We start from the raw sequence: 24791 nt of genomic DNA, 5'->3' as shown, positions 1-24791 counted from the left end.
TTTTATACTCATGGTAATTTCCATGGAGGACCTTTTGTATTTCCAATAGGAGAGTCCATTTGTATACGGGAAGAGACGGATTGCCTTCGACGCAGGAAGCGTAATCCGGCATCCGAAAGCATCGGAGATTCAGACGGCCTTCTCTCAAGAGGGCCGACTTGAGTCTCCTTTTTTATTTCCATATTTAGGAGACACAAGTATACTGGAGGAGATGTTGGCGCTATGGACGTACAGATGGCAAAGAAGACGACCGCTGGATATCGCTGAGCACGACTGCTTTCAACAAAACCGACATCGAGGCCATCAAGCAGTTCGAGGGCCGCAAATGGCAGCCCGAGGGGAAGGTATGGCTGATTCCCTACTCCCTCTCCAGCCTGGAGCGGATGTGGGAGATGCTGCAATCGCGTACCGGACGGCTCGACATCGCTCCCGATCTGTTGGGGGACTGTCCTTATCTGAAGGAACAGCTCGATATGCGGACATGCGCTCTCCTTTAAAGCCACCCTTCGGACAAGCTGCCCCCTCCCTCAGGCAGCCGGTTGCAAACGCAGCCAGCAGGCGAGTCGCTTCTAGCCAGCCTTCCTAAACCCCATCCGCTTTCCGTCGAGCAGACCCGAATCGTCCAGGAGCTGAAGCTCTGCGGCTACAGCTCCAAGACCATCCGGTCTTATACGGGACATGTGCGGCGCTTTCTCGATCATCAGTCGTCCGATCCGCATCGCACCGTTCAAGCCTACTCTCTCCACCTGCTTGAGAAAGGACAGTCCCACTCCTTCGTCAATCAGGCCATCAGCGCCCTCAAGTTTTACATGAAGCTCACTGGGGACGAGAACGTCGGCAGCTACGTACGGCCCAAGAAGGAAACGAAGCTCCCGAACGTCCTCTCTACGGGAGAAATCGCAAAGTTGCTCCGCGCTGTTACGAACGAGAAGCATCGCGCCATCCTCTACCTGCTTTACTCGGCGGGCCTGCGCGTGGGCGCAGTCGTCCGGCTCCGACTGCGCGACCTCGACCTCGAGCGCAGGACCATCACGATCCGCCAGGGCAAAGGACGCTAGGATCGCGTCACCGTCCTCTCCGATATCGCCCAAAGGGCGGTAGAGCGGTACGTCGCCTCCGATCGGCCCGACGAATGACTGTTTCCCGGGCAAAACGGGCGCCAGCACCTTACCTAGCGGAGCGTACAGAAAGTGTTCGAGCAGACCCGGGACCGCTCAGGCATACGCAAGCCGGTCAGCGACCACTCCCACCGCCACTCGTTCGCCACTCATCTGCTCGAGAACGGGACCGACCTCCGCTACATCCAGGAGCTGCTCGGCCATCAGAGCAGCCCAACTACGGAGAGGTACACGCATGTGAGCATTCGGGACGTGCGCGAATTCGAAGTCCATTGGACTGAATCGGGTTGAATGAGTAAAGGTTGGCTTGAAAGCTCAAAACAATCCGATTACGAGTACAATGCCTGGGCAAATACGCGAGTGCTGGAAACGCAAAATCAATAAAAGGTGAGTGATAATATGTTTCAGTACATTAAGGTGGAAAAACATAAGGCAATAATTGAGGCATCACTAAATAATTTGGGTCAGTTAAATATATTATGTGGCAAGAATAATAGTGGAAAAACTTCTGTTTTAGAAGCTCTTATGAAAGAAGGTTCATATTATATTGGAAAGAATATAGCTACCGACTTAAATTGGCTTAAGGAAATTTTCAAAGAAGTTGCCCAAGGTTATTCATCTCCAACCCCCCATGAAACAATACCGTCTTTTAATAGATTTATTGATGAAGCGGCAAAGAATAATTACGTACTTTATGAGGACAAAATTCCGGAATTTGAGAATATGCTTAGGCAAACTTCGAATGATGCATGGAGGATATTAAATAATGTTTTCGCGAGAATATTCGAAAAATCTAAAAAAAACTATAAACCATTACTGATTCCAGCGAAAAGAGCAATGCAAAGTGTAGCAACTATTCAAACGGAGGAAAAAGTACAACCAGACGGATTGGGTATACTGAATAAGCTCTTTAACTTAAAAAACCAAGATGTAGATTCTGCAGAGTACAAAACATATAAGAAGATTTTGACTGACTTTAATGAAATAACAGGCCATACTTTTAGGATTACTACACAAGATTCGAACCAAATTGTCCTCTCATTTAGAAATCAACACTCCGATTGGGCAAGATCAGATAATTGTGGAATGGGATTATCAGATGTACTAGTAATAATATATCATTCAATAGATAACAGTAGTAATTTTTTGTTGATAGAAGAAGCTGAAAGTCATTTACATCCCGAAATGCAAAAGAAACTACTATCATTCATTAAAAAAATAAAGAGTAAGCAATTTATCGTATCGACACACTCAAGTATTTTTCTAAATCCTTTTATAGTTGATAAAATTTTTTACTCCCAAATAATTGATCAAGTAGTACTATCAGATGAAACCCACAAATCAGAAATATTACATAGCTTGGGGTATTCGGTCACAGAAAATATAGTATCTGATATTGTCATATTAACAGAAGGACCGACAGACATTCCCGTCTTTACAAGATTGCTTCAACTAAATGGAATTCTTGAAAAGTATAATATAAGGTTTTGGCCATTAGGTGGAGACATAATGGCCCAATTAAATCTTGATGTTTTTGCTGAACGAAGCAACGTTTTAGCTATAGTCGATTCTGACCCCAAGAGCAGTATTGTACGAACAAGGTTTATGAAAAATTGTAAAGAAAAGGGCGTTAAATGCATCCGCTTAAAACGATATGCTATCGAGAACTACTTTTCTATTAATGCACTTAAAAGTGTATTAAAAGATGACTTTCCGAAGAATTTGGATGAAGTTTCTCCCAACATTAAACTAGATGAACAATTGGGTTTTGAAAAAAATGGGAAGGTAAAAAAAGGGTCAATTAAGGCGTTGAATTCGGAGATCGTTAAATACATGAGTATTAAGGATTTCAACGACTCTGACATGGAATTGATATTAAAAGAAGTAAGGAGAATATGTGAGTTAGAGAGAAAGAGACCTGAAAGTGGTTCATAGATCGCGTTGGTAACCTATAACACAGTATTTACACATCGGGCCGCTGCCGTGTCCCTCGGTCGCCCGAGGGGAAAGCAGAGGAGTAAACTCAGGCGACAACCCTGCACAGGCTAAGTCTCCAATCCGCCCGGCTGATTGCTCCGCAAAATCAGTCATGCAGCTTAAGCAAGTGAGTGCTCGTGAATGCGACAACGTTATCTGTAATTACCGAATATCCGAAAATACATACTAAGTGTGGTGACAATCGTGAATCCATTTCCCCAGGAATTTGAGCTTATAGATCTTTTTGAATCAGAGCCCATTAATTTCGACCCAGAAGTCCCCTTTTTCTACAATAAACTGCTCTATAAATTAGTACGAATGAACGGGACCTTGCAGTTTGAAGTTGAACCAGGAAGTCATTGGGCAAGAGTGACATTAAAACAAAGTGAACTAGACATTATAGACTTAAAATTAAATCAGATTCAAGGTATATAAATAGAAAAAAGAGATGGAAAAGAATTTATACACCTTCTATTTTATAAAGAAACTGCACTGAAAAGACTTGTTATAAAGACAAAACCAGAGTTTTCAATGTCGTGGGGAACTGAAAGGGATTAAACAGATTAGAATTACTATAAAAATTTTATAAACAATAAGAGGAAATATATTAGTACTAGTTGAACGTATTTCAAGATATTTAATTAGGAGATTGGAACATATGGTTACAACATTCTTTCTTGTAAGACATGCGATAAAGGAAAAAGCAATTGGGGATATCTCAATTACTCCTAAAGGCATATTACAAGCACAGTTGACTGCACGATATTTTAGCAGCCTACCGATAACGATGATAATTACAAGCCCTCTCCGAAGAGCGAAAGAAACCGCTGAATATATTGCATTAACAATGCAATCAATAATTACTGAGGACAGTCGTTTACGGGAACGTGCAAACTGGGGAGATTTACCTGAACAAACATTTGATGAATTCGTTGCAATGTGGGAGCGATGTACACGTGAACCTGAATATATACCACCAGTAGGTGATTCAGCGAAGCAAGCAGGTGAACGCTTATACTCTTTGTTATCAGAATTAGGAAAGAAAAATCCACCTGAAAGCAATATTGTAGTTGTTACCCATGGAGGATTAATAACTGACTTTTTGGTAAGCACATTTCCCGAGAGCCAACTAAATATTTGGCATTCAAATTTTGTGGCAGCACAAAGTGAACTCGTTTCTGAGTGTTCCATTACAAAGCTTATTTATGAAAGAGAAAGCGGGAATTTCAAAATTGAAGACTTTGCATCAGTAGAACACTTAATTTCAAAATGTTAAGTATAGAAAAATTGGATTTGAAGATCAGATTAGAGAAGAGGAACTGAATTGTAAGTATTGCCGAAGAAGTCGGAGACTTCAGTTAAAACCGTATTCACGCTTAGGAGCCTTACGGCTCCTTGGTTCGCCCGAGGCATTTCGAGGAAGCAGAATCAGGCGGACAACCCTGCGAACCTAACCGCGTCGCGGCCGCCCCGTTGGGGCTTAAGGTTCTCGGGTTCTTGAATGCGAGAGACGTTAGCTGAAATCCTGGAAGAGCAGAAAACTAAAATTCTCTTACTTTTTTGTAACGTTTATTTACGTTCTGGAACTTAAAAAACAAAAATTATAAATGTAGAAAATCTATATACTGCGTGTTATTGGGAGGAGTCTTTATACTATTTCGTAGAGCCACATCTGAGGATATACCAACGTTAATAGAATTTCGCCGAATATTATTAAAACGAGAAACTGATAGAAGCATGGATACTGTCTTTGAAGAATATTTTAATACTTCAATTTCAAATGGGTCTCTCGTTACATGGGTTGCGGATGACACCGGAAAAATAGTCTCTTGCGTTTGCTTTTGCTTAAGTAAGTTAATTCCACGATTTGATAACCCCTCTGGGACCATGGCATACATGACTAATGTCTATACAGCTCCAGATTATCGCAGACGTGGAATTGCATCAACGCTAATTAGCAGGGCATTAAATGATTTAAGAACAAAAGGAATCGGCAAGATTATACTTAATTCTTCTGATATGGGAAAACCATTGTATGAAAATCTTGGATTTGAAGTTGGAAAGGGCTATATGTCTAAAAATATTTAATAGATGTACATTATGGCGTATTCAATAGAAGATCTCATAAGACACAAGAAGAGATAATATTGTGTAAACAACTCATCGAAGCCAGGACATCAGCTAACACTATGTTCACGCTTCGGGGCATTCGCCTCTCGGTCCGGCAAGAGGTAGCTGAGGATTCGAGGAAGCAATTGGCAGTAGCAGGGAAACAGAGTCAGCCGGACACATCCGCACCCACAAAGCGCATCGCGCCCGGCGACTTCGTCGCCTTAAGTCGGTGGAACGTCGTGAACACATGAACGTTATGCGTAACTTCCAAGGATCTATGAGACTATATAAAATCCGAAGAGCTATACAGATCAAAGGGTTATACAGATACAAGAGTGAGGATAAATCAGGAGGCCAGAATAAACGCATAACACCGTAAAATAATGAAATGGAGATGGAATAAATGCAAAAGGCAATCATCATATATTTTTTTACTGAAAAGAAAAACAATCTTGATGAACTAAATCAGCTGCTAACAGAAGGATGGAAAGTCGTAAGTCAAAACCCAATGAGCAATGGACATAACGCCTCGTTATCTTTAGTAATAATTGAGAAATAAAATATGAAAAAGAAATATAGAAAGATCGGATAGTATTTCAGAAAGGCAGGAAAAGCACATTTTACTAATTCATGTATAGAGCATATGCTCCACGTTATGTTTAACTCCAACGACTCTATAAGCACTATAAACCGAAGAACTATAATATTAATGAGCTATATAGATTAAAGAGCCAAACAGACTAAAGAGCTATATAGAAAAGCGAGGGTAAATCAGGAAGCCGGAAGTAACGCATAACACCGTATTCACGCTGCGGGCTCACTCCCTTGGTCCGGATCGATGTAAAAGTGCCGAGGGTAAACTCAGCCGGATAACACCTGCGAGGCTAATTCTGCGACCCGTTCCCTTCGGTCAGTTAAGCCTTCTCGGGTTCGTGAATACAACGCAGAGGCAATTCGGAGAAGTGTGAGCTGCAGCCCCTCCTCTACCTCTCCCCTATCGGACGGTTCGGAAATTGGACGCCGTGAACACACAAGACGTTATCGGAAATTGCTGAGAGATAGAGGTAACTTAGAAATAAGGGGAGTACCTTCTAGAAGCCGAAGGAGAGTTCATTAGCCAAGATTGGTATATGAAGATAGGGGGAGTATTTATGATCGAACTTAAGGAAATAGATAGAAACAATTTTTTTGATGTCATTAAGCTGAGAGTAGCTCACGAACAAAGTGAGTTTGTAGCAACAAATTTATTTTCGTTGGCACAGGCTAAGGCATTCCCAGAGTGTGTTTGCTTGGCAATTTATCACGATGATGTTCTAGTGGGATTTACGATGTATTGTATAGATGAAGAGGATCATGAATATTGGATTTATCGGTTAATGATAGATACTAAGCATCAGTCAAGAGGCTATGGGAAGGTTGCTATGGAGATGCTCATTGAAAGGATTAAAGAAGATACACAACATCGGGTCATATACATAAGCTTTGAACCAGAGAATGTTTGGGCAAAACAATTATATGAAAAATTAGGATTTGAAGTAGAGGGCAGAGTGATAGATGGGGAAGTCGTTTATAAACTGGAGTATTAATAGACAAAAGAGGGATGAAATCATTCTACGACTAAGATAAGAACTATCTAAGTCGGTGGGGGTTCGTGAATGTGATGACGTTACCCGACACCTTGATGAGAGCGTATAAGACCATATAAAGACTATACACTTAGAGATTAGCCACGATAACCAGCCAGTAAGCCCCCTCTTCCCTATCACTATCTCGGTCCTTCCCCTTCTGTCACTTCAACTTCTTGACACGATAACAACGAAATCACTTATAGACCTATGATTCTAGAATGCAACACCCGAATTAAGCCCTTATTGAACGAAAAATTAAAACACTATGAAACTTCAAACGCGATAAGACATAAGGATTTGATGTAAGAAACTCAGGAAGTTAAAGGCGATGGATAACACTATATCCCGGCTTCGGGCTTTCGCCCTCGGTCTGGCCGTAGTAAAATCATGGAAGTAGTTCCAGCCAGAAAACCCTGTGAGGCTAAGTCTTCGACCCGGCGTACAAGTCGCTTCGCTCTACTCGTACATGCAACTTAAGCCTCTCGGGTTCAGGGATACAAGAGACGTTAGGTGAAATTACTATAAATATTAATATCATTAAGGATGATTATTCAGTGAAGAATATGAAAAAAACAGGAGTAATTATATTCCCTTTATTTAGTGAGTATGAATTAACAGTTGCATTATCCATTTTAAAGCAAGGAAACCACCCGATAATTACAATAGGAATAACTTCTGATCCCATTATCGGTGAATCTGATTTGAAGTGTATTACTGATAGCACAATCTATGATGTAGATATTGAAGCATTGGATAGCATTTTGTTACCTGGTTGTATGGATATAACAACTCTGTACGATAATAATGATTTAATAGATTTTATTAGAAGATGTGCAGATAGTAATAAAGAGCTCATAATTGCAGCAATTTCAAGTTCTCCATATTTATTGGCAAGGGCAGGGCTGTTAAAGAATCGAAAGTATACCATTGGAATGTATGAAGAAGATCGGAAACAAACAGGAATATTCAATGAAGAGAATTATTCTACTGATTTAGTAGTACAGGATGGGAATATATTGACTGCACGAGGAAGAGGATTTATTGAATTTGGAAATAGACTTGGGAAATTATTAAATTTAGATTTTGATCCCAATTGGTATAAAGGAAATCAATAAATAATTTAAAATTTGTATTTCAGAGAAGACAGTAAACTACGCATAACACCATGCTCACGCTTCGGGCCATTCGACCCTCGATCCGGCAGGAGTTAGATGAGGATTCGGAGAAATAATTGGCATTAGCAGGGAAGTAGATTCAGCCGGACACATCCAACTCCCTAACCGCATCGCGTCCGCCCTTTGGGCTTAAGGGAGTTGGACGTCGTGAACACAAGAACGTTAGGTGAAATTAATGCTGTAAAAAACATCAACAACAGGGGTGTCATTCATGTCAATTATCATTCGAACCGAAACCGAAGATGATTACGATCAAGTCAGAGAAGTTAATTTTCAAGCTTTTGGAAATCGAGAAGATGAAGCAAGCTTAGTAGGACGAATCAGAAAGTCCGAATATTTTGTACCACAACTCTCAATTGTTGCAGAGCTTGAAAAAGAAATAGTGGGACATCTATTAATGAGCAAGGCAGAAGTAAGAAACGAAGAAAAAAAGCAAACGGTGATTGTATTAGCACCAATTGCTGTTAAACCAGATCATCAAAAACAAGGAATTGGTAAACACTTAATTGCAGAAGGCTTAAGGAGATGTAACGAGCTTGGTTATTATATTGTAATGTTGATCGGGCACCCAACTTACTATCCTAAGTTTGGATTCAAACCAGCTCGGGCATTCGGATTGGAATTAAAGCAATTTGATGTTCCGGATGAAGTGTTTATGGTTTGTGAGGTAAAGGAGAATGCGCTAAACGATATTAAAGGCGAACTTAAGTATCCAAGGGCATTTTTTGAGTAACGCGAGGGAGGCATTAACTTCACATGTTCACACGGTGGAGCCTTACGGCTCCTTGGTCCGCCCCAGACATTTCGAAGAAGTGGGATCAGGCGGACAACCCTGCGAACCTAACCGCGTCGCGGCCGCCCCGTTGGGGCTTAAGGTTCTCGGGTTCGTGAATACGAGGAACGTTATCCGACACCTTTGATAAGACCTTAAAAGACAATATAAAGATTATACACCTAGAGCTATTAGCCGCGATAACCAGCCAGCAAGCCCACCTCTTCCCCATCGCGGTCCTCCCCCTTTTTGTCACTTCAACTTCTTGACACGATAACAAATTCGTGGAGATAAAGACTATATGAAATCACTTATAGACCTAAGATTCTAGAATGCAACACCAAAATTAAGCCCTTATGGAACGAAGATTTAAAACACTTTAAAACTTCAAACACAATAAGGATTTGATGTAAGGAACTCAGGAAGTTAAAGGCGACGGATAACACTATATCCCTGCCTCGGGCTTTCGCCATCGGTCTGGCCGTAGTAAAATCATGGAAGTAGTTCCAGCCAGAAAACCCTGTGAGGCTAAGTCTTCGACCCGGCGTACAAGTCGCTTCGCTCTACTCGTACATGCAGCTTAAGCCTCTCGGGTTCAGGGATACAAGAGACGTTATAAGAAATCAGCGCAAAAAATAATTGAAGTACATAATGCACGGTTTTTTTGTAACTGAAGATTGAATAAATCAGACATAAGTTTTAAATATAAAAATATGCAATGTAAAAGGTGCGTAAGTTAAATGTCATACATTGATATGAAATATCTTGGTACATATCATTATGCAAGCATTATACAAGGCGTTCTTCAAAATCCCTTTGAATACTTAAGGAATTTTGAAGAAATATTTTCTAATAATGGAGTTTTTGATTTCGTATATCCATTCAGAAAAAAAAGTAATCTCCATAGGTTTATAGAGTTTGTAGTAGACGCATTATTTAATGAAGAGTCTAATAATTTAACAATGTCAAATTGTCTTGATAGAACAAACTTTAATCTTGATATTCCTTCTTATATTACACCACTTGAGTATGTATTTCTTGAATACAAAATGGAATATATAACATTTATGGATTGGTTAGAAGACATTGATGATAAAATTTTAATGGAAGATCGTTTTTACGAATATTACCAGTATCTGTTCGAGTTAGATGAATATTATAAAATTATTGAATTACTCAGCGAAGATGTATTTTATATAATATTTTTAAATAGAGAACTACTTCAAGATTTAAATAAGTTATTTGCATCGTATTTAGAAATGTGTCATGGAGATGAAGAAGCGAAGCAAATTTTAAGTTCAAGTGGTTTACAAGAAATTGTTAGAGATAATTATAAATTGAATAGAGTCAACATTCCTGAGTGGGTACGAAGAGCTGTTTATTTTAGAGATAGAGGAATGTGTGTACAGTGCGGGAAAGATTTGAGTGGATACTTATCCTTGGATAACAAAGAAAATTATGATCATATAGTTCCTTTAAATCTATATGGATTCAATGACGTTTCAAATATACAGTTATTATGTAGAGCATGTAACTCTGAAAAGAGTGGCAACCAAAGCCTTCCAGCCCGTAGGTATCAAGGTTGGTACGAAAAGTAAGAAAGACTGCGCCAAATATATTTTATAATACTTCGAAGAAGGCGCTGACATTCTATAACACTGTATTCATGCTGTGGGCATTCGCCCTTGGTCTGGCCGGAGCTGGCAGACTCACCAGTCCAGACACATCTGCGAGGCTAACTCCTACGGACCCGGCTTGTCGAACGCTACGCTTAATTGACCGGCAGCTTTTCATTGAAGTGATGTACTTCGCCTAACACCGCAATCACGCGGGCTGACGCCCTTTGTCTGGTCCGAAGCGAAGAAACTAGGAAGCAGGGTTCAGCCAGACAACACCTGCGAGGCTAAGGCTGACGCCCCATTCCCTACAGTCACTTAAGCCTCTAGGGTTCGTGAATACAATAGACGTTGTAAGAAATCCCCGTAAAAATGGCCCACTAAGCACCTGAATATGAGCACAAGATAACTCGTGTGAAGATTTGAACGCAGGATAAAATTTTTAAAAAAACATTGCGTATTACAAATGAGAATAAAAGGAGAAATAAAATATGAGATTAGTAAAAGCAAGAGTTCAGAATTACAGAAGCATAATAGATTCAGGGGACATAGATGTTGAAAAGCTAAAAACAATATTGGTCGGGCCTAATGAAGCAGGTAAAACTGTATTGTTAAAGGCTATTCAACAACTCAACAAACCTGAGGAAATTCCGGGGTTTGATTACTTGCGCGATTATCCTCGTTCCCGTTTGAATGATATCCAAACGGGGAAAATTAAACCTAGCGAAATTACTGTAGTCACTGGGTATTTTGAATTAGAGATTGAGGATAAAAAACTTATTCCTTCTGAATTTCATCATTGTCAGTACAAAATTTATAAGAAATTGGATAATAAGGTATATCGTAATTTAGAAGGAAGTCCAGAGAAGATCTACTATAAGGACATAAAGAAAGACTTCATTAGAATGACTTCTCACATGGATAAACAATACAACGAAGTGGAAGGTATAAACCCAAGTGAATCATTTAAGGAATTAACGAATGTATGGTCGGAAGATAAACTAATTTCAGGCGAAACATCAAAATTACTTAAATCATGGCTTGAGAAATACTATCAGTTCGTTGAAGAGGATAATGAAAAAGAAGAAAACCGATATACAAACTTAATTGAAAAAATAGAGTTTAATTCTAAAATAGATGAAGTGCTGAAGGTTCTCGATACACAAACACCAATATTCATCTTGTTTAATAATTATTTCAAAGTTAAACCTATAATACATTTGGAACACCTGGCTCAAAGGGTTGAACAGAACATTCTAGATGACGAATATTATGATTACGGAAATCTCTGTTTATTAAAGCTACTTGGATTTACACCAAGACAACTTGCTGATATTGGAAATACACCTAGTCCTACACGAAATGATCCTGATGGATTAAGGGAATATAGAGATAAATTAGATTCGAGAAGCTATCAGTTAAACTCTGCCAGTGTAAGACTTACAGATGAGATTAGAAAAGTATGGATGCCAAATCCAGATAGACCAGAAGCAGATAAATTAAAGGTTACTGCTGACGCCCAGTACTTAAAGGTAGTTGTAGAAGATGATATTGGGGTTGATATTGAACTTGATCAAAGATCAGAAGGATTTCAATGGCTTGTTTCATTTTTTGTTGTTTTTTTCTCTGAAGCTATAGATAAACATGAAAACGCAATTCTCTTGCTTGATGAGCCTGGAATGAGTTTGCATGGACTGAAGCAACGAGACTTGAGAGAAACCATCTCAAGACTTGCAGAGACAAACCAAACAATCTTTACAACTCATTCACCATTTCTTGTAGGTCCTGATGAATTAGATATTGTAAGAGTTGTTGAATTAAAAAATCGTAAAGAAGGGACAACGGTACATACAACTATTTCTTCAAGTGATCCAGCAGGTCTTTTACCTTTACAAGAGGCATTAGGCTATGATTTAGCTCAAAGCTTGTTCTCTCAACAACGAAATCTAATATTAGAGGGAATTACAGATTATTGGTATATAGAAGCTACGGCAGAACTATTACGTTCAGGTGATGTTGTCGACCTCAGTGATAAAATTGCTTTGGTATTCGCAAACTCAGCAGGAAAAGTAGTTTATTATGCAACAATTTTGCACGCGCATAAATTAAAAGTTGCTGCTCTTCTAGATTCTGATACAGCTGGTGACCAAGCAGCTCAGCAAGAAAACTTAGTTCATACGCTTGGGAATAAGAGGATTTTAAGAACTAAGGACTATTGTGTTGGAATTGCTAAATCTGAAATTGAAGATTTGCTTCGAGAAACTTTAATAAAAGTTGCAATAGAAGAGTTTGGCGTGGACGTTTCCGGAACAGCTCAAACACAACTAAACCGGCCAATTATCGATGTCTTTTCCCGTGAGATAAGCAATTTTTCTAAATATAAGCTTGCTAAAGCATATGTTAGTTGGACTAGACAAAACAATGCAAACGATCTTACCGAAGAATAAAGAAAGCAATTTATTAAATTAATTGAAGCGATTAATAATGTTCTGAAATAATCTCTCTATAGAACTACGCTATATTTAAAGGTATATTCATACTGAAAATCTATATGAGTAAATCGCTTCGCAGTCGGGGACATCTTATAACAATGCATTCCTGCTGCGTCGCTTCTCTCCTCGGTCACCAAGAGGATTTTCTGAGGGGTGAATTCAGACGACACATCCAACCAGCTAAGTCTGCTGACGACCCGTTCCCTTCGGTCACTTAAGCTATTTGAACGTCAGGAATGCGCAACGTTAGCTGAAATCGGTGCAATATTAAAAACCTAAAAAAGAGACACTAATTAGCGCCTCTATGCTTTGTAAACATTATCACGTGAACCAACTTTGATTATTACAATGATTAACTGATCATTAAAAATAGAGTAAACAATCTTTTGATATCTAGTTCTGGATGTTTGGGATTCTCTGATAGAATGTTGATATGATCAAGAATACGATTTCGAGTTGGTTTATCTAGTTTTTGGATACTTTTAATTGCCTCTTTATAGAACTTAACTTCGTAATTCATGTTCAATATCCTTTAGATTGATTAGCTCGCCTTTTTCCATGGCATCGTGAGCAGATGTAATAGTGGTCAAGTCGTCTGAAGTAGTAGGCTCATCATCAAGAGGAGTTTCCGAATGTTTATTTTGTTGGATCAAACGCTCCATCAAATCAGTAACAAGTTCAAGATCCCTTTCAGACAAGTGATTAATGAGATAGTCAATCCGATCTTTACTAACAGCCAAGATTAACAACTCCTTTCAACCCTAATTATAGTCATTTTAACATTGATACAACCCCATTCTAAAGAATGAGGAGCATATTTTGTGAGCAATTCGAAGAAGGCACCGGCATCAGATAACACCGTGTTCACGCTGCGGGCTGGCACCCTTGGCCCGACCGTAGTGATAAGCAGGGAAGCGGGATCAGCCATTCAACCACTGCGAGCCTAATTCTTCGACCTGTTCCCATAGTCACTTAAGGCTATCGGGTACGTGAATTCAAGAACGTTAAATGACATACCCGCAAATCCATCTTCCTATGCTATGACTTCTTATTGTTGTAAACAATTGTTACAAAATATGTATTTAGAATAATATAATAATTCTTGAGAAGATGATCGGGTAGTAAATTTATACGCGAGGAGATAAAACGATGACAAAAAACAAATTAATAAGAATGGACAATGTCGGCATCGTTGTAGAATCCCTTGACAACGCAATCTCTTTTTTCGAGGAGATTGGCTTGAGCCTCGAAGGGCGAGCCAATGTTGAAGGTGAATGGGCTGGTCGCGTCACCGGATTAGGTTCTCAGTGCGTAGAGATTGCTATGATGGTTACCCCAGATGGTCACAGCCGACTTGAACTTTCGAGATTTCTCACCCCACCTACTATATCAGATCACCGGACTGCTCCTGTAAACTCTCTCGGTTATTTACGCGTCATGTTTACAGTTCAGGACATTGACGAAATAGTATCCAGACTCAGTAAGTATGGTGCTCAGCTCGTTGGCGAAGTGGTTCAGTACGAGGACTCTTATCGGCTCTGCTACATTCGTGGAATTGAAGGACTTCTAATCGGTTTGGCGGAACAACTCGGTAACAAATAAGTAAGGGACGGTTTATAGAAAGACTTTACTGAAATCTCTGTAGATTGCAAGGTCCGGCCAAGACACACCTTCGCTTCCCTACCCCGACGGAGGAGCCGATCCGACCGACGGCTCAAGAAAGAAGACAGATTGTGCAACTGCCGCCGGGTACATGCCCTTCCCCCTCATTACGCTTCGCCATACACTGCCTCAAAGAGCCAAATGAGGGAGTGAAGGGCCCGTGCTGCCGTCCGTTACGGTCGTAATTCCGTTTTACAATTGTCCCTTTATCGGCCAGGCCGTAGCCAGCGTGCTGGGACAAAGCTACAGCAACATCGAGGTGATCGTCGTCGATGACGGCTCCACGATGCATCAGCATCTGCTGGACCCCTACCGTTCGCGGATTGTTTACTTGCAGAAGAGCAACGGAGGAACCGCCAGCGCGCTGAATTACAGCATGCAGCAAGCGGCAGGACGCTATATCGCATGGCTCAACTCGGATGACGTATTCGTACGCGACAAGATCGTAAATCAGGTTTCCTTCATGGAAGAGAAGAGAGCGCAGTTCAGCTTCACCGACTATCACACCATCAACGCTTCCAACCAGATTACGCAGTACTGCTCCACGATGAAGTTCCCGACGAAAAAGGCGTTTGTCTCCTCCATGTTCGACTATTGCCCGATCAACGGCTGCACGGTCATGATGCTCAAGCATCTGGCAGGAGCGGTCGGCTGGTTCAATACCGGCCTGCCCTATACCCATGATTACGACCTTTGGGTCCGGATCGCGCTCAACGGCGTCGGCATGCACTTCTTGAATGAACCGCTTACCCTGTACCGGCGCCACGCGGCTATGGGAACGATCCAGAAGGGCCAGCAGGTCGCGAACGAATTTGAATCCATGCGAGCGTATTATGCTCCGATGCTGAGACAGCGCCTTGCCGGCATGCCGGGATAAGGATTGGCCTGAAATTCGAGTTTGCTTTTAACAAGAACCTTTCGCATCCCGATTCCGGGAGTTGCGGAAGGCTTCTTATCTATAGAAATGGGAGTTCTTTCAGCAGAAGAAAGACATTTGTAAGAGTAGATGGGCTGGTAAAATCTAAGAGGAGATCACTCATGAGGAAACGATAGCCGTGACACTTTTATTCATGGCTGTTCATGCGTGGTATCCATCACGTGCAGCCAGTATGCATCGTCGACGTGACGAATCTGCTGGATCGGGAGATGCTAGAGGAAGTTAGGTTTCTGCATAACTTCAAGATGGATGCCCAAGGCCCAATGGCGTTAACCTTGGTGGGTCAGAGTGAGCTGTGGGATAAACTGAAGATGCACAGCCTCATCTATGGCTCGCAGAATGAACGCCGAATCAATGACGACCACATGGTAAAGCAAGTCATTCAAGGTGAACTTACATGAGGCACATTTGGTCGGATATGAGATATGACCGTGATGAATTTCTTAACAAAGTACACATGGGCTACATATATTAATCCATGACAATTGACTATCTCAATTGAAATGGAGGATGATTAATGATTAACTCACTCATGCCCCAATATGCTTATGCTGGCGAACCTTATTGGGGGTTACCGACGGTTACGGACGACCGACAGATGATGCCACATCCCACACTTCTGGAGGCTAGACAAATTGCTCCAAATCAAATATTGCTTATGTACGATCAGCGGACTGATTTAGCATCGGCGACAAATATCTCCAACTACTGGATTAGAAGCAATGTGGGGCCCGTTGGAATTGCAAGCGTTGGGATGGGCGAAGCAATTTCGCCAGCTAATCTAATACGTCCTGATATGGGAATGATTTCGCCTGTGGACAATTCGAAAACGAGATTTGTCATGACTTTTAGAGTAAATGCAATGACGGGGGTCCTATACGTTGTGCTTCCTTGTTTTGTTAACTTGGAGGGAAGATCGGGTTACGGGGGAGCAAACTGGGGTCCCTTCAGCAGAAATATGTTTATCGGAATGTAAATCAGATATTGAACTATCGTTGATGCTGCCATCACCTATTGTTGCGTTAACAAAAAAGAGCCGTTCTCTTTGGAAGAGAACGGCTCTTTCTCGCGTCATCGATCCCTGATTCTAAAAAGGAAGCTTGCGCAGCTGCCCTTTGAAAGAGAGACGCATCACCGGCATTAAGCTTGTTCGGCCAGCTCCTCCAGAAGCTTGAACGCCTGATCCAGCTTCTCCGCCGGGATGCGGGCGTAACGGTCGCCGATATGAATCTCTCCGGCACAGGAGTCCGGGGAAGTCTCCTTCAGATAAGGCAGGAAAGCGACTCCGGTCTCCTTCGCCGTCTGTTCCAGCAGAGCGGATGCTTGCTCCATGGGAAGGTCCAGATGCAGATGGAACATGTTGGATACCGGCTGCTCCGGCACGGTGCGCATGCGGCTGCAGCGGTTGAAGCGGGAGCTGAGATCACGGGCTCCGTTCAGGTACGTCTCCATCAGCGGCAGACGCTGGTTCAGATAATGCTCCGAGCTGACGATGTACGGGTAAAGGCTGACCAAATCCCCTCCATGGCGTCTTTTCCACACCTTCGATTGCTGCGCCAGATCGGCATCCCCTGCCAGAATGGCGCCTGCGATGCCGCCGACTCCCTTGTAGAAGGATACATAGACACTGTCGAAAAGGCTGCAGATCTCGGCTTCCGAACGGCCGTAATAAGGCACGATCTCGAACAGGCGCGCCCCATCCAGATGGATCGGAATGCCCTGCTCCCTGCACCAGGCGGATATCGCCTGCAGCTCTTCATAGGAAGGCAGCTGGCCCCCGATCTCGCGCTGCGGCAGTTCCAGAAGCAGGCAACCGATCTCCTCCCGGACCGCCTGGATATCCTCCAGCGTGATCAATCGATCCGGATCGCCCAGAAGGATCGACCGAATCCCATGCAGCTCATGCAGTCCCCTCTCCTCATGGATTTCCAGGTGGCATAGCGGGTGATAGGCCGCCGTGCGGAAGCCGCGGCGGTCGCACCAGATTCGAAGGGCGATCTGCTGAGCCATCGTGCCGCTCGGGAAAAATACGGCCGCTTCCTTGCCCAGCAGCTTCGCCATCTTCGCCTCGAACGCTTCGATGACTTCTCCTCTTCCGTACATATCGCTGAACCGCGATCCATCTGCCTGCTCGAAAGCATCCAGCAGCACCTGCATGGAGCGCGGACCATGCCCGATAATCAGATAGTCGGCCTCCTGATAGCTTAACTCCAAAGCGGATTCTTTCTTCATCCTGCACTCTCCCCTTCCGTGTACCCTCTATGCTGGTATATCAGAAAGGGGAGGTTCGGCGCAAGGACAGAATCAAGTTGTGATCAAGTTTTCAATCAAGCGATGTTATTGACCCATCCATCCTGTTCCCGCCAGCAGGCGGAACAGGGCTGCCGCGGTCTCGGCTCGGCTGGCCGCTTGGGCTGGAGCAAAGCGCCCGTCCGGCAAGCCGTTCATGACTCCGCTCGCCGCCGCTTGCCGGACGTAATCGGACGCCCATCCCGAAATGGAGCCGGCATCGGCAAATGCGGAGGTCTGAACAGCTGCATCCCCTTGCCGAAGATGAGACAGCGCTCTAGCCAGCACAACGGCCAGCTCTTCCCTCGTCACCCGCGCTGCCGGATGGAAAGATGAATCGGCGTAGCCCTTCATGAGTCCAGCTTCAGCTGCAGCCGCAACAGCATCGGTGTACCAGCTTCCGGCGGACACATCCTTGAAGTCCGTCTCCTGTTCCGGGAGGTTTAAGTCGAACGCCCGGACGAGCATGGCCGCGAGCTCCGCGCGTGTAACCGGCTTGTCCGGAGCGAAGCCGGCTCCCGGAATTCCGCTTACGATTCCTTTGGAAGCCAGGCTCCTTACCGCCCTCGCGCTCCAGTGACCGTCAAGGCCGGAAATTCCGGAAGGTCGGATGGCAAGCATGAAGATGCCGCTGCGGCTTGTTCTTGCTGTCAGCTGCGTTTCTTGTTGATGGGATGCCGTTAGATTAGCAGGGACATAACCAGCGGAATTCAGAAGCTCGTCGTAGCGAATGACGGCCGAATCGGTTATATTCACGATCCCTGCCTGAGAGAATGAATACGCGAATCGGATCCAGTCGCTCGGCTCCGCTTCCTTTCGTCCATCCGGCGTGGTCAGGAAGATGCTGAATTCAACCGGCGTTCCTTGCGGCTTCCAGCCCTTCGACAGCGCGGCTTGCGTCGCCAGCCGCGCCTTGGCTTCATCCGGCTGGCGCAGCAGGAATTCAAGCGCGGTTGCCGGCTTGAGCGAGCTAGGCTGAGCATGCAGGAATTCCACAGCCTCCCTCGCCTTCAGCGTGATTAAGACAGGTCCGTTCACGAGCTGCAGCACAAGCTCCGGCTGTCTCTTTGCCGCTTCCTCCAGCGCGCCGGCGCTGAACGAGACCTTTCCATCGCTTCCCGCAGGGACTTCCACGATGAAAAGCTTCTCCGTCCAAGCCTTCTGCAACGCTCCGTCTTGGCTGCCCATGCCCGGAGAAGCGGAAGGCGCAGCGGTTGGTGACGGCGAGGGCGATGGAGTCGCAATCGGGCCTGTAGACGGAATGGATGTCGGTGGTGTCGGCGTAGGCGTCGGGGTTCCCGCCGGGGTCGGTGTCGGGCTTCCAGTCGGCGTCGACGTCGGACTGCCCGTTGGCGTTGGCGTCGGACTTCCCGTCGGGGTCGGCGTCGGACTGCCCGTCGGGGTCGGCGTCGGCTCAGCCGTCACGGGTTCGACGACCTGCACCGTATAAGCCCGATGGATCTCACCGATCTGGACGTCAAGATCGGCATCGCCTGCGGCGACAGCAGCAAGCTTGCCTTCCTTGAACGAAGCCACGGCTTGCGGCGAGACGGAGATCTTGGCTTGTGCAGTCACATCCGCTCCGTCCTTGTCCAGCACCTGAACAGTCATCGCCGAGCCCGGCTCCAATCGGAACGGACCGGTCTGACCGTCCGACAGCCGGACTTCGAACGGCTTCGGATCCGATGCGAAGCCGGCGTTCACTTCAAGGAACGTGAAATTCGGCGCGGCCGGATTGGACACCCGTTGTATTCTCTCGCCGCGGATGATGAGATTATCCACCTTCAGCGAGCCTTTCATGTCGGAAGCAATCTCGACTCCGCTCGTCCCGGCTCCGTCCAGGACGTTGTCCGCAAGCTCGACTCCCTGCACGCTCTTGCCCCCATGGACGATCAGGCCGGAGTAGGTGCTGTCGTAAGCGTTGTTGCCGCGAACGAGAATTCGGCTGTCTCCGCCGATATCGCTCTCCCCCGCATACAGCCATAGAGCGCCGAGATTGACTCCATAGCCGGAGTCGACGCTGCCCGTGCGGATCAGCGTGTTGCGCTCCACGACGGTCGCGCCTTGGAAAGGCTCCGCCGAGAAGCGGGTCGAGACGGCGATGCCGGCTCCATTCGCGATCGTATCCTTGGCGATGTTGTCCTGGATCTTGTTGTCCCGGCCGCCGAACACGACGATGTTGTCGGCCAGCCAAGGCAGCGAGACCGTATTGAAGCGGGCCGTGTTGTTCACGCTCGGCGTCCTCTCCGCTCCGTTGACGTCCGCAAGCTTGGCGTCGGTGAACGACCACATCGCGATGCCGTCGTCTCCGGGATATCGGATGTCGCTCTGCTCCATCATGCTGTCCGACGTTCCGACGGCGAAGTTGATGCCGTCCGCCATCAGGTTGCGGATGCGCAGTCCGGCCATGTACAGGCCATCCGTGCGCTTCTTCTCGCCGATCGGCTGCGTCAGCCACAGCCCGGCCTTCGTATGCTCGATCCAGATGTTCTGCAGCACCGAGCCCGGTCCGAACGCGCCGTGGAAGGCATTGTCGAGCGCTTCGTCATCCCGGACGTTGATGCCTCCGTCGATGAGCAGGTCATAGACTTTGACCTTGCCGCCGTGGCCGTAGAAGCGCGCCCCGTCCAGCTCGGTATGCCAGCTGCCGGCGCCGCGGATGACGGCATCCTGAAGGTCGATGACATGATCCGAGAACGTGAAGACTCCCGCCGGGAACCACACGCCCTTGCCCTGCTTGCCTGCTTCCGCAAGGGCTGCCGTCAATGCCGCCGTGTCGTCCAAGCCGTCGTTCGCGGCCGCGCCGAAGTCGGTGACGGCCAGGAAGCCTTCCGGCATGGAGTAGGCCGCATCCGCTTTCTCCAGATCGACCAGGTCGATCGTGTAGGAGGCCGCTTCATCGCCTTCGGCTTTTTCCAGCCGCACGGTCGATCCGGCCGGCACGTCTCCGATCAGGACATGGATGTCGTCGTAGAACCGGTGCGCGCTGCCCTGCCTCGGATCGTTGGACCACGGATAGCTGCCGTATTCCCACGCATACTTGCTGGTCAGCTCAAGCTTCTGGCGGAAGACGCCGTCGACATACAGCGAGAGCGTCTGCTCGTCCCCGCTGCCGTCCTTGCTGTCCGGAATCGAATAGCGGACAACGAGGGAGTCGGCTTCGGCAGCAGCCTTGAATTCGATGTAATCGCCTTGCTTGTTCAGCATGACGGCCTTGCGTCCCGAAGCCTCCGATGCCAGCTCCTTGTATTTGCGCGAAGGGCCGATATGCTGTCCATTCGTCTCCGCATCTTCGGCTTCGTAGCTGATGTAGTTCACCGTTGCTCCCCGGTAGGCGGGGGCCGCGCTGTCTGCAACCGTCAGGCTGTCGATCGAGGCGCCGCTTGGAAGCCCTTCCGCCGACACCGTATTGATGCCTGCGCGCAGCTTAATCTCGAAGGCTGCTTCCGCGCTTCCCGCCTGACTCTTCAGCTGGAAAGGCTGGACATCCAGTCCGTTGGCGTCGATGCCGGCTGCCGACGCTTCGCTGCCGTTATAGCGGTAGCGGACCGTGACCGCGTAGGTACCGCCAACCGGCGCATTGACGGCGAAGCGGTAAGCTCCATCGCCATGGAAAGCGTCGCTTCCCTTGTATTCGACGCTGCTCCGCACCGGATCCAGCCGCCAGCCGGCTCCGGCCTCCGTGCCCAGCTTCAATCCCTGCTCCAGGTACATGCCCGAATCCGCGTTCCGGAGCTGCTTGTAACCGAGCTTCTCTTCCAGCTTCCACTGAGCGCCAGGAAGGCGCATATCCGTCGCCAGAGCGAGGCTGCCGTCCGTTCCGGCCGCCAAATACTTGCCCGTAGCCGTATTGCGGATGAGCTTGCGACCGTTGAAATCCTGGACGAGCCAGCGGGCCGACGCTTGTCCGGCTCCGGCCGGGGCATAAGCTGCGGCCCCCTCGGTGTCGGCCAGCAGCTTGGAGGCATCGCCGGCGAGGGAGATTTCAACCGGACCGCCGTTATCCTGGACCGGCGTCGAGGTGTTTTTGTTCACGGGAACGTCAATGGACGGAATTTCGCCGGATTCGGGATATTCGAATATCCAGCGGGAAGTGCCGAGGCTGTCCGCCACGAGCCCATGCTCGGCATAACCGGCTCCGCCGCCCGCATGGACGAGCTCGTCGCTGTAGCTTCCATACAGGCTGCGGATGAGCCAGGCTCCTCCATCCGCCGTCCGGGAAACATCCCAGCTTGACGCTTCGGGCGCTTCAGCGCTGCCCGCCGCCTTGCTCTCGAGGAAGCTGTAGTCGCCGTTCAGCGTGAGGAAGCGGCCGGATGCGGCATTCCGGATTTTCACTCCGTCTTCTTCCTTGACGATGACCCATTGGGAGTAAGAGTTTGTTTCTTCCGGGCTGCCGTACAGCACGACGCCTCCGGCATTTTCATACAAATACCCTTTGCCGCCTGCCGACTTGATGCGCAGCAATTGTCCAGCTGGAGCTTCCGCCGGCGGCAGGACGACCGGCTCCGCCGTGAACAGCGCTTCCGGCCGCTCTCCGGCTCCAGCAGCCTTGCTCAGCCGGATAGCCGGGCCGCCGCCGTCCGCGCTTTGCCCCGCAATCAGATAGTGGCCGGCCCAGCCGCTCTTGAACGTCGTATAGACCTGATCTCCTACCGTCACGTCTTGCAGACTCCATTTGACGCTGTCCCACGATGCGTTGACGTTCGCGATGGTTTCCGGTGATTCGGCCGGATCATCCTCCGATTCATGCCCGGCGATATTCTCCAGGGCGACATAACGTCCGCTAGCCTGGTTTTTGAGCAGCATTTTGCCGGGTGCGCCGGAATCCTCCGAATACCAGACCGCCGAGTAGTCGCCGGCGTCCGCCTCCCCGTACGTCACCATGCCGACGGTCGCGCCGTTTTCCTGCGTTTCCTTCAAATACAAGTTGTCCGATCCGTTGACCTTGTACCTGAACAGCCGCTGCTGATCCTCGGCCACCGCCAAGAACTTCCATTTCGGGCTTCCCCAGCTCGGATTGATGATGCCGTATTCAGCGTATTTGGTCAGGTTCTGGAGAGAAACGAACTTGTCCGGCTGCTTGCCGGGCTCCTTATCCGTCACGCTGCTGATGAGATTGGAGTTGCCTCCGGTGTCCCGCACCGTCCACACGAAGCTGCGGTCCACGCTGCTGAGATCCGCGAGAGGACTGACCTGAATATGGCCGTCCGGCATGTCCGAAATGTTGATATAATGGCCTGTCTGCCTGTTCTGGAACAGCTTGCGCCCCTCATGCTTGCGGATCAGCCACTGGTCGCTGGTGTCATCCCCGCTTTTGGCATTGCCGTATTTGAGCAAGCCATCTGCCGTCTCATACAGGTAGAAGGGCTGCCAGCCGTTCTGGATACGCACATAATGATCGGCTCCGTCTGCCGGCAACGATGGATCGACGAGCTGCCACTGGGCGCCTAGAGAAGAAGCATCCGCAGCGGCTTGAACCGTGCCGTCGGAGTTGCCCGTGACGAAGCTGTCCAGGCTGCCTGCTGCTCCGATCGTCTGGTAATCGTCGTAGTCATCGGACAGCGTAAGCGTCCACTGGCTCTCCGGCGTGCCGAAGCCGGCATCCAGAGCAGACAGCATGCCGCCGCTCCTCGTCAAATAGTGGCCGGTCCCCGAATTGCGGATCCGCTTCGTTCCGTCGTAATCCTCGACGAACCACAGATAGTCCGCCGCCCGCGCCGGATCGGCCGCCAGCGCGCCGTGTTTCAATGCGCCCGCTTCCTCATAGATATAATCCGTCGGCGAGTTCGCGTCGGTATACGAAGCGATCCGGACCGGCTGCAGCGCCGAAGGGGAAGCGATGCGCCACTGCGCGGATGGATTGCTCTTGGCTCCCGGCCAGCTGTTGGACCGCGCGTCCCGGTCGTCAGGAAACTGCGCATTGAGCAGGTAGGAATCGAACTTGCCGTTGGCAAAGGTAACATAACCGAGCCCGTCCGCCGAGCTTTCCTGCAGCCAATCGGTGAGTCCGGGCTCGGCAGGATCGGGATCTCCGGCGGGCATCGCCGCCCATTCGAGAGGCCCCTGCTTGATCAGATGGCCGGTCTCGCGGTTGCGGATCTGGACTTTGCCCGGCATGCTCCCGGGCTCGATGAACCACTGGGCATTGAAATCCTTGTCGCTTTTGGCGCCGAAGCCGACGACGGAAGCGTCTTGGCCGGCGATCTGCCCTTCATACTCGTACAGCACCATGCCCGGATGGAAGCGCGATTCGATCTGGACCGCGTCGACAGGCACGAGCATCCATTTAGGGCTTTCGAATTCCAGGTTGATGTCCGAGCTCAGCTCGGCGAAGCCCAGCTGGTCCTCCTCATGGATCGCCCGCTTGCCGCTCGGGTCGGCGGCGCTCACGATGTTCATGAATCCGCTCGTCGCAGTCGGGTTGATGAGCCACTGCTCGGATGCGGAGGGACTCGCCACTTGCCGGGCCTTCAAGGCATCCCTGCGCTGCGGCGTCTCCGAAGACGTGATGTAATGGCCTGTCTTGCTGTTCCGGATCAAGTAGGAGCCTCCTGCCGCCTCCACCTCCCAATGAGAGGATTCATCTCCCGGATTGGTCATGCCGTACCGTACGGTGCCGTCGGATGCCTCGTACAGATAGTTGTTCTGCCACATGTTCTTGATCCGCATCTTGCCGGCAGGGATATCCCCCGCTCCATTGCCGCCTTGCGCCGCCGCTCCTGCCCCGTAAGCCGGCAGGCTGGCCAGCAGCAGCACCAGTGCCATCAGCGCCGCGGCCGCAGCCCGGAATCGCTTCATTTCAGAAGACCTCCCCGTATTTTCGCTTTCTCTCTCATTTTATGATGGAACCGTTTTCATGGACGATGTGCGTTATTAGGGGAACAAGGTGCGATTCTACGGAAATAGGAATAAATTTCTATATCGGACATAGGAAGATAACCGGCATGGTATAATGGGGACTCTATCTGGTTGCGCGATCCGAACGTTTTCATTCGGCTGAAGGAAGGGAT

Annotated in this window: 13 protein-coding genes and 1 pseudogene; 11 read left to right on the top strand and 3 right to left on the bottom strand. The window is 47.6% G+C overall.

From position 1 onward, the window contains the following. The first annotated feature begins 539 nt into the window (after positions 1-539). From AC06G8_RS07545 to AC06G8_RS07505, 9 genes and pseudogenes are all read left to right on the top strand, one after another. Positions 540-1409, top strand: a pseudogene (locus AC06G8_RS07545) (tyrosine-type recombinase/integrase). A 108-nt stretch (positions 1410-1517) separates the two neighbouring features. Continuing rightward, positions 1518-3053 (top strand): ATP-dependent nuclease, encoded by a 1536-nt coding sequence (locus tag AC06G8_RS07540; RefSeq protein ID WP_480284901.1) that lies wholly within the window; start codon positions 1518-1520, stop codon positions 3051-3053. Positions 3054-3753: 700 nt separating this feature from the next. After that, positions 3754-4371 carry a histidine phosphatase family protein gene (locus tag AC06G8_RS07535; protein ID WP_480284900.1) on the top strand — a complete coding sequence of 206 codons (618 nt, stop codon included), beginning with the start codon at positions 3754-3756 and terminating at the stop codon, positions 4369-4371. A gap of 353 nt (positions 4372-4724) precedes the next feature. After that, complete coding sequence (locus AC06G8_RS07530; RefSeq protein ID WP_480284899.1) at positions 4725-5183, top strand: GNAT family N-acetyltransferase; 459 nt, start codon at positions 4725-4727, stop codon at positions 5181-5183. A 1175-nt stretch (positions 5184-6358) separates the two neighbouring features. Then, positions 6359-6793 carry a GNAT family N-acetyltransferase gene (locus AC06G8_RS07525; protein ID WP_480284898.1) on the top strand — a complete coding sequence of 145 codons (435 nt, stop codon included), beginning with the start codon at positions 6359-6361 and terminating at the stop codon, positions 6791-6793. Positions 6794-7398: 605 nt separating this feature from the next. After that, complete coding sequence (locus AC06G8_RS07520; RefSeq protein ID WP_447662262.1) at positions 7399-7950, top strand: DJ-1/PfpI family protein; 552 nt, start codon at positions 7399-7401, stop codon at positions 7948-7950. A 271-nt stretch (positions 7951-8221) separates the two neighbouring features. Then, positions 8222-8743, top strand: coding sequence for a GNAT family N-acetyltransferase (locus AC06G8_RS07515; RefSeq protein ID WP_480284897.1), 522 nt, complete (start codon positions 8222-8224; stop codon positions 8741-8743). 779 nt (positions 8744-9522) lie between these two features. Next, positions 9523-10380: an HNH endonuclease gene (locus AC06G8_RS07510; protein WP_480284896.1), complete on the top strand. Its 858-nt coding sequence runs from the start codon at positions 9523-9525 to the stop codon at positions 10378-10380. A 509-nt stretch (positions 10381-10889) separates the two neighbouring features. Beyond that, positions 10890-12845 carry an AAA family ATPase gene (locus AC06G8_RS07505; RefSeq protein WP_480284895.1) on the top strand — a complete coding sequence of 652 codons (1956 nt, stop codon included), beginning with the start codon at positions 10890-10892 and terminating at the stop codon, positions 12843-12845. 548 nt (positions 12846-13393) lie between these two features. Here AC06G8_RS07505 and AC06G8_RS07500 read toward each other — a convergent pair. Further along, positions 13394-13630: a hypothetical protein gene (locus AC06G8_RS07500; RefSeq protein WP_480284894.1), complete on the bottom strand. Its 237-nt coding sequence runs from the start codon at positions 13628-13630 to the stop codon at positions 13394-13396. A gap of 409 nt (positions 13631-14039) precedes the next feature. On the opposite strand from AC06G8_RS07500, the gene AC06G8_RS07495 reads away from it, so the two are divergent. Then, entirely contained in the window at positions 14040-14492 is a 453-nt protein-coding gene (locus tag AC06G8_RS07495; protein WP_447662153.1) for a VOC family protein, read from the top strand. 220 nt (positions 14493-14712) lie between these two features. Beyond that, a complete protein-coding gene (locus tag AC06G8_RS07490) occupies positions 14713-15429 on the top strand; it encodes a glycosyltransferase family 2 protein (RefSeq protein WP_480284893.1) in 717 nt (238 codons plus the stop codon). A gap of 1200 nt (positions 15430-16629) precedes the next feature. Here the strand turns inward: AC06G8_RS07490 and AC06G8_RS07485 are convergent. Next, complete coding sequence (locus tag AC06G8_RS07485) at positions 16630-17721, bottom strand: threonine aldolase family protein (protein WP_480284892.1); 1092 nt, start codon at positions 17719-17721, stop codon at positions 16630-16632. 105 nt (positions 17722-17826) lie between these two features. After that, the gene (locus AC06G8_RS07480) at positions 17827-24579 is read right to left on the bottom strand and encodes an S-layer homology domain-containing protein (RefSeq protein WP_480284891.1); all 6753 of its coding nucleotides are present in this window, start codon (positions 24577-24579) and stop codon (positions 17827-17829) included. Between the last annotated feature and the right edge of the window lie 212 nt (positions 24580-24791).

Source organism: Paenibacillus sp. SJS-P3 (assembly GCF_056711585.1).
Note: the sequence above shows the minus strand (reverse complement) of the source record. Positions and strands in the feature narration are given on the sequence as shown.

Coding starts and splice junctions, on each gene's coding strand:
- AC06G8_RS07540 (WP_480284901.1), top strand. CDS start 1,518: ATGTTTCAGTACATTAAGGTGGAAAAACATAAGGCAATAATTGAGGCA.
- AC06G8_RS07525 (WP_480284898.1), top strand. CDS start 6,359: ATGATCGAACTTAAGGAAATAGATAGAAACAATTTTTTTGATGTCATT.
- AC06G8_RS07520 (WP_447662262.1), top strand. CDS start 7,399: ATGAAAAAAACAGGAGTAATTATATTCCCTTTATTTAGTGAGTATGAA.
- AC06G8_RS07535 (WP_480284900.1), top strand. CDS start 3,754: ATGGTTACAACATTCTTTCTTGTAAGACATGCGATAAAGGAAAAAGCA.
- AC06G8_RS07495 (WP_447662153.1), top strand. CDS start 14,040: ATGACAAAAAACAAATTAATAAGAATGGACAATGTCGGCATCGTTGTA.
- AC06G8_RS07510 (WP_480284896.1), top strand. CDS start 9,523: ATGTCATACATTGATATGAAATATCTTGGTACATATCATTATGCAAGC.
- AC06G8_RS07515 (WP_480284897.1), top strand. CDS start 8,222: ATGTCAATTATCATTCGAACCGAAACCGAAGATGATTACGATCAAGTC.
- AC06G8_RS07485 (WP_480284892.1), bottom strand. CDS start 17,721: ATGAAGAAAGAATCCGCTTTGGAGTTAAGCTATCAGGAGGCCGACTAT.
- AC06G8_RS07505 (WP_480284895.1), top strand. CDS start 10,890: ATGAGATTAGTAAAAGCAAGAGTTCAGAATTACAGAAGCATAATAGAT.
- AC06G8_RS07480 (WP_480284891.1), bottom strand. CDS start 24,579: ATGAAGCGATTCCGGGCTGCGGCCGCGGCGCTGATGGCACTGGTGCTG.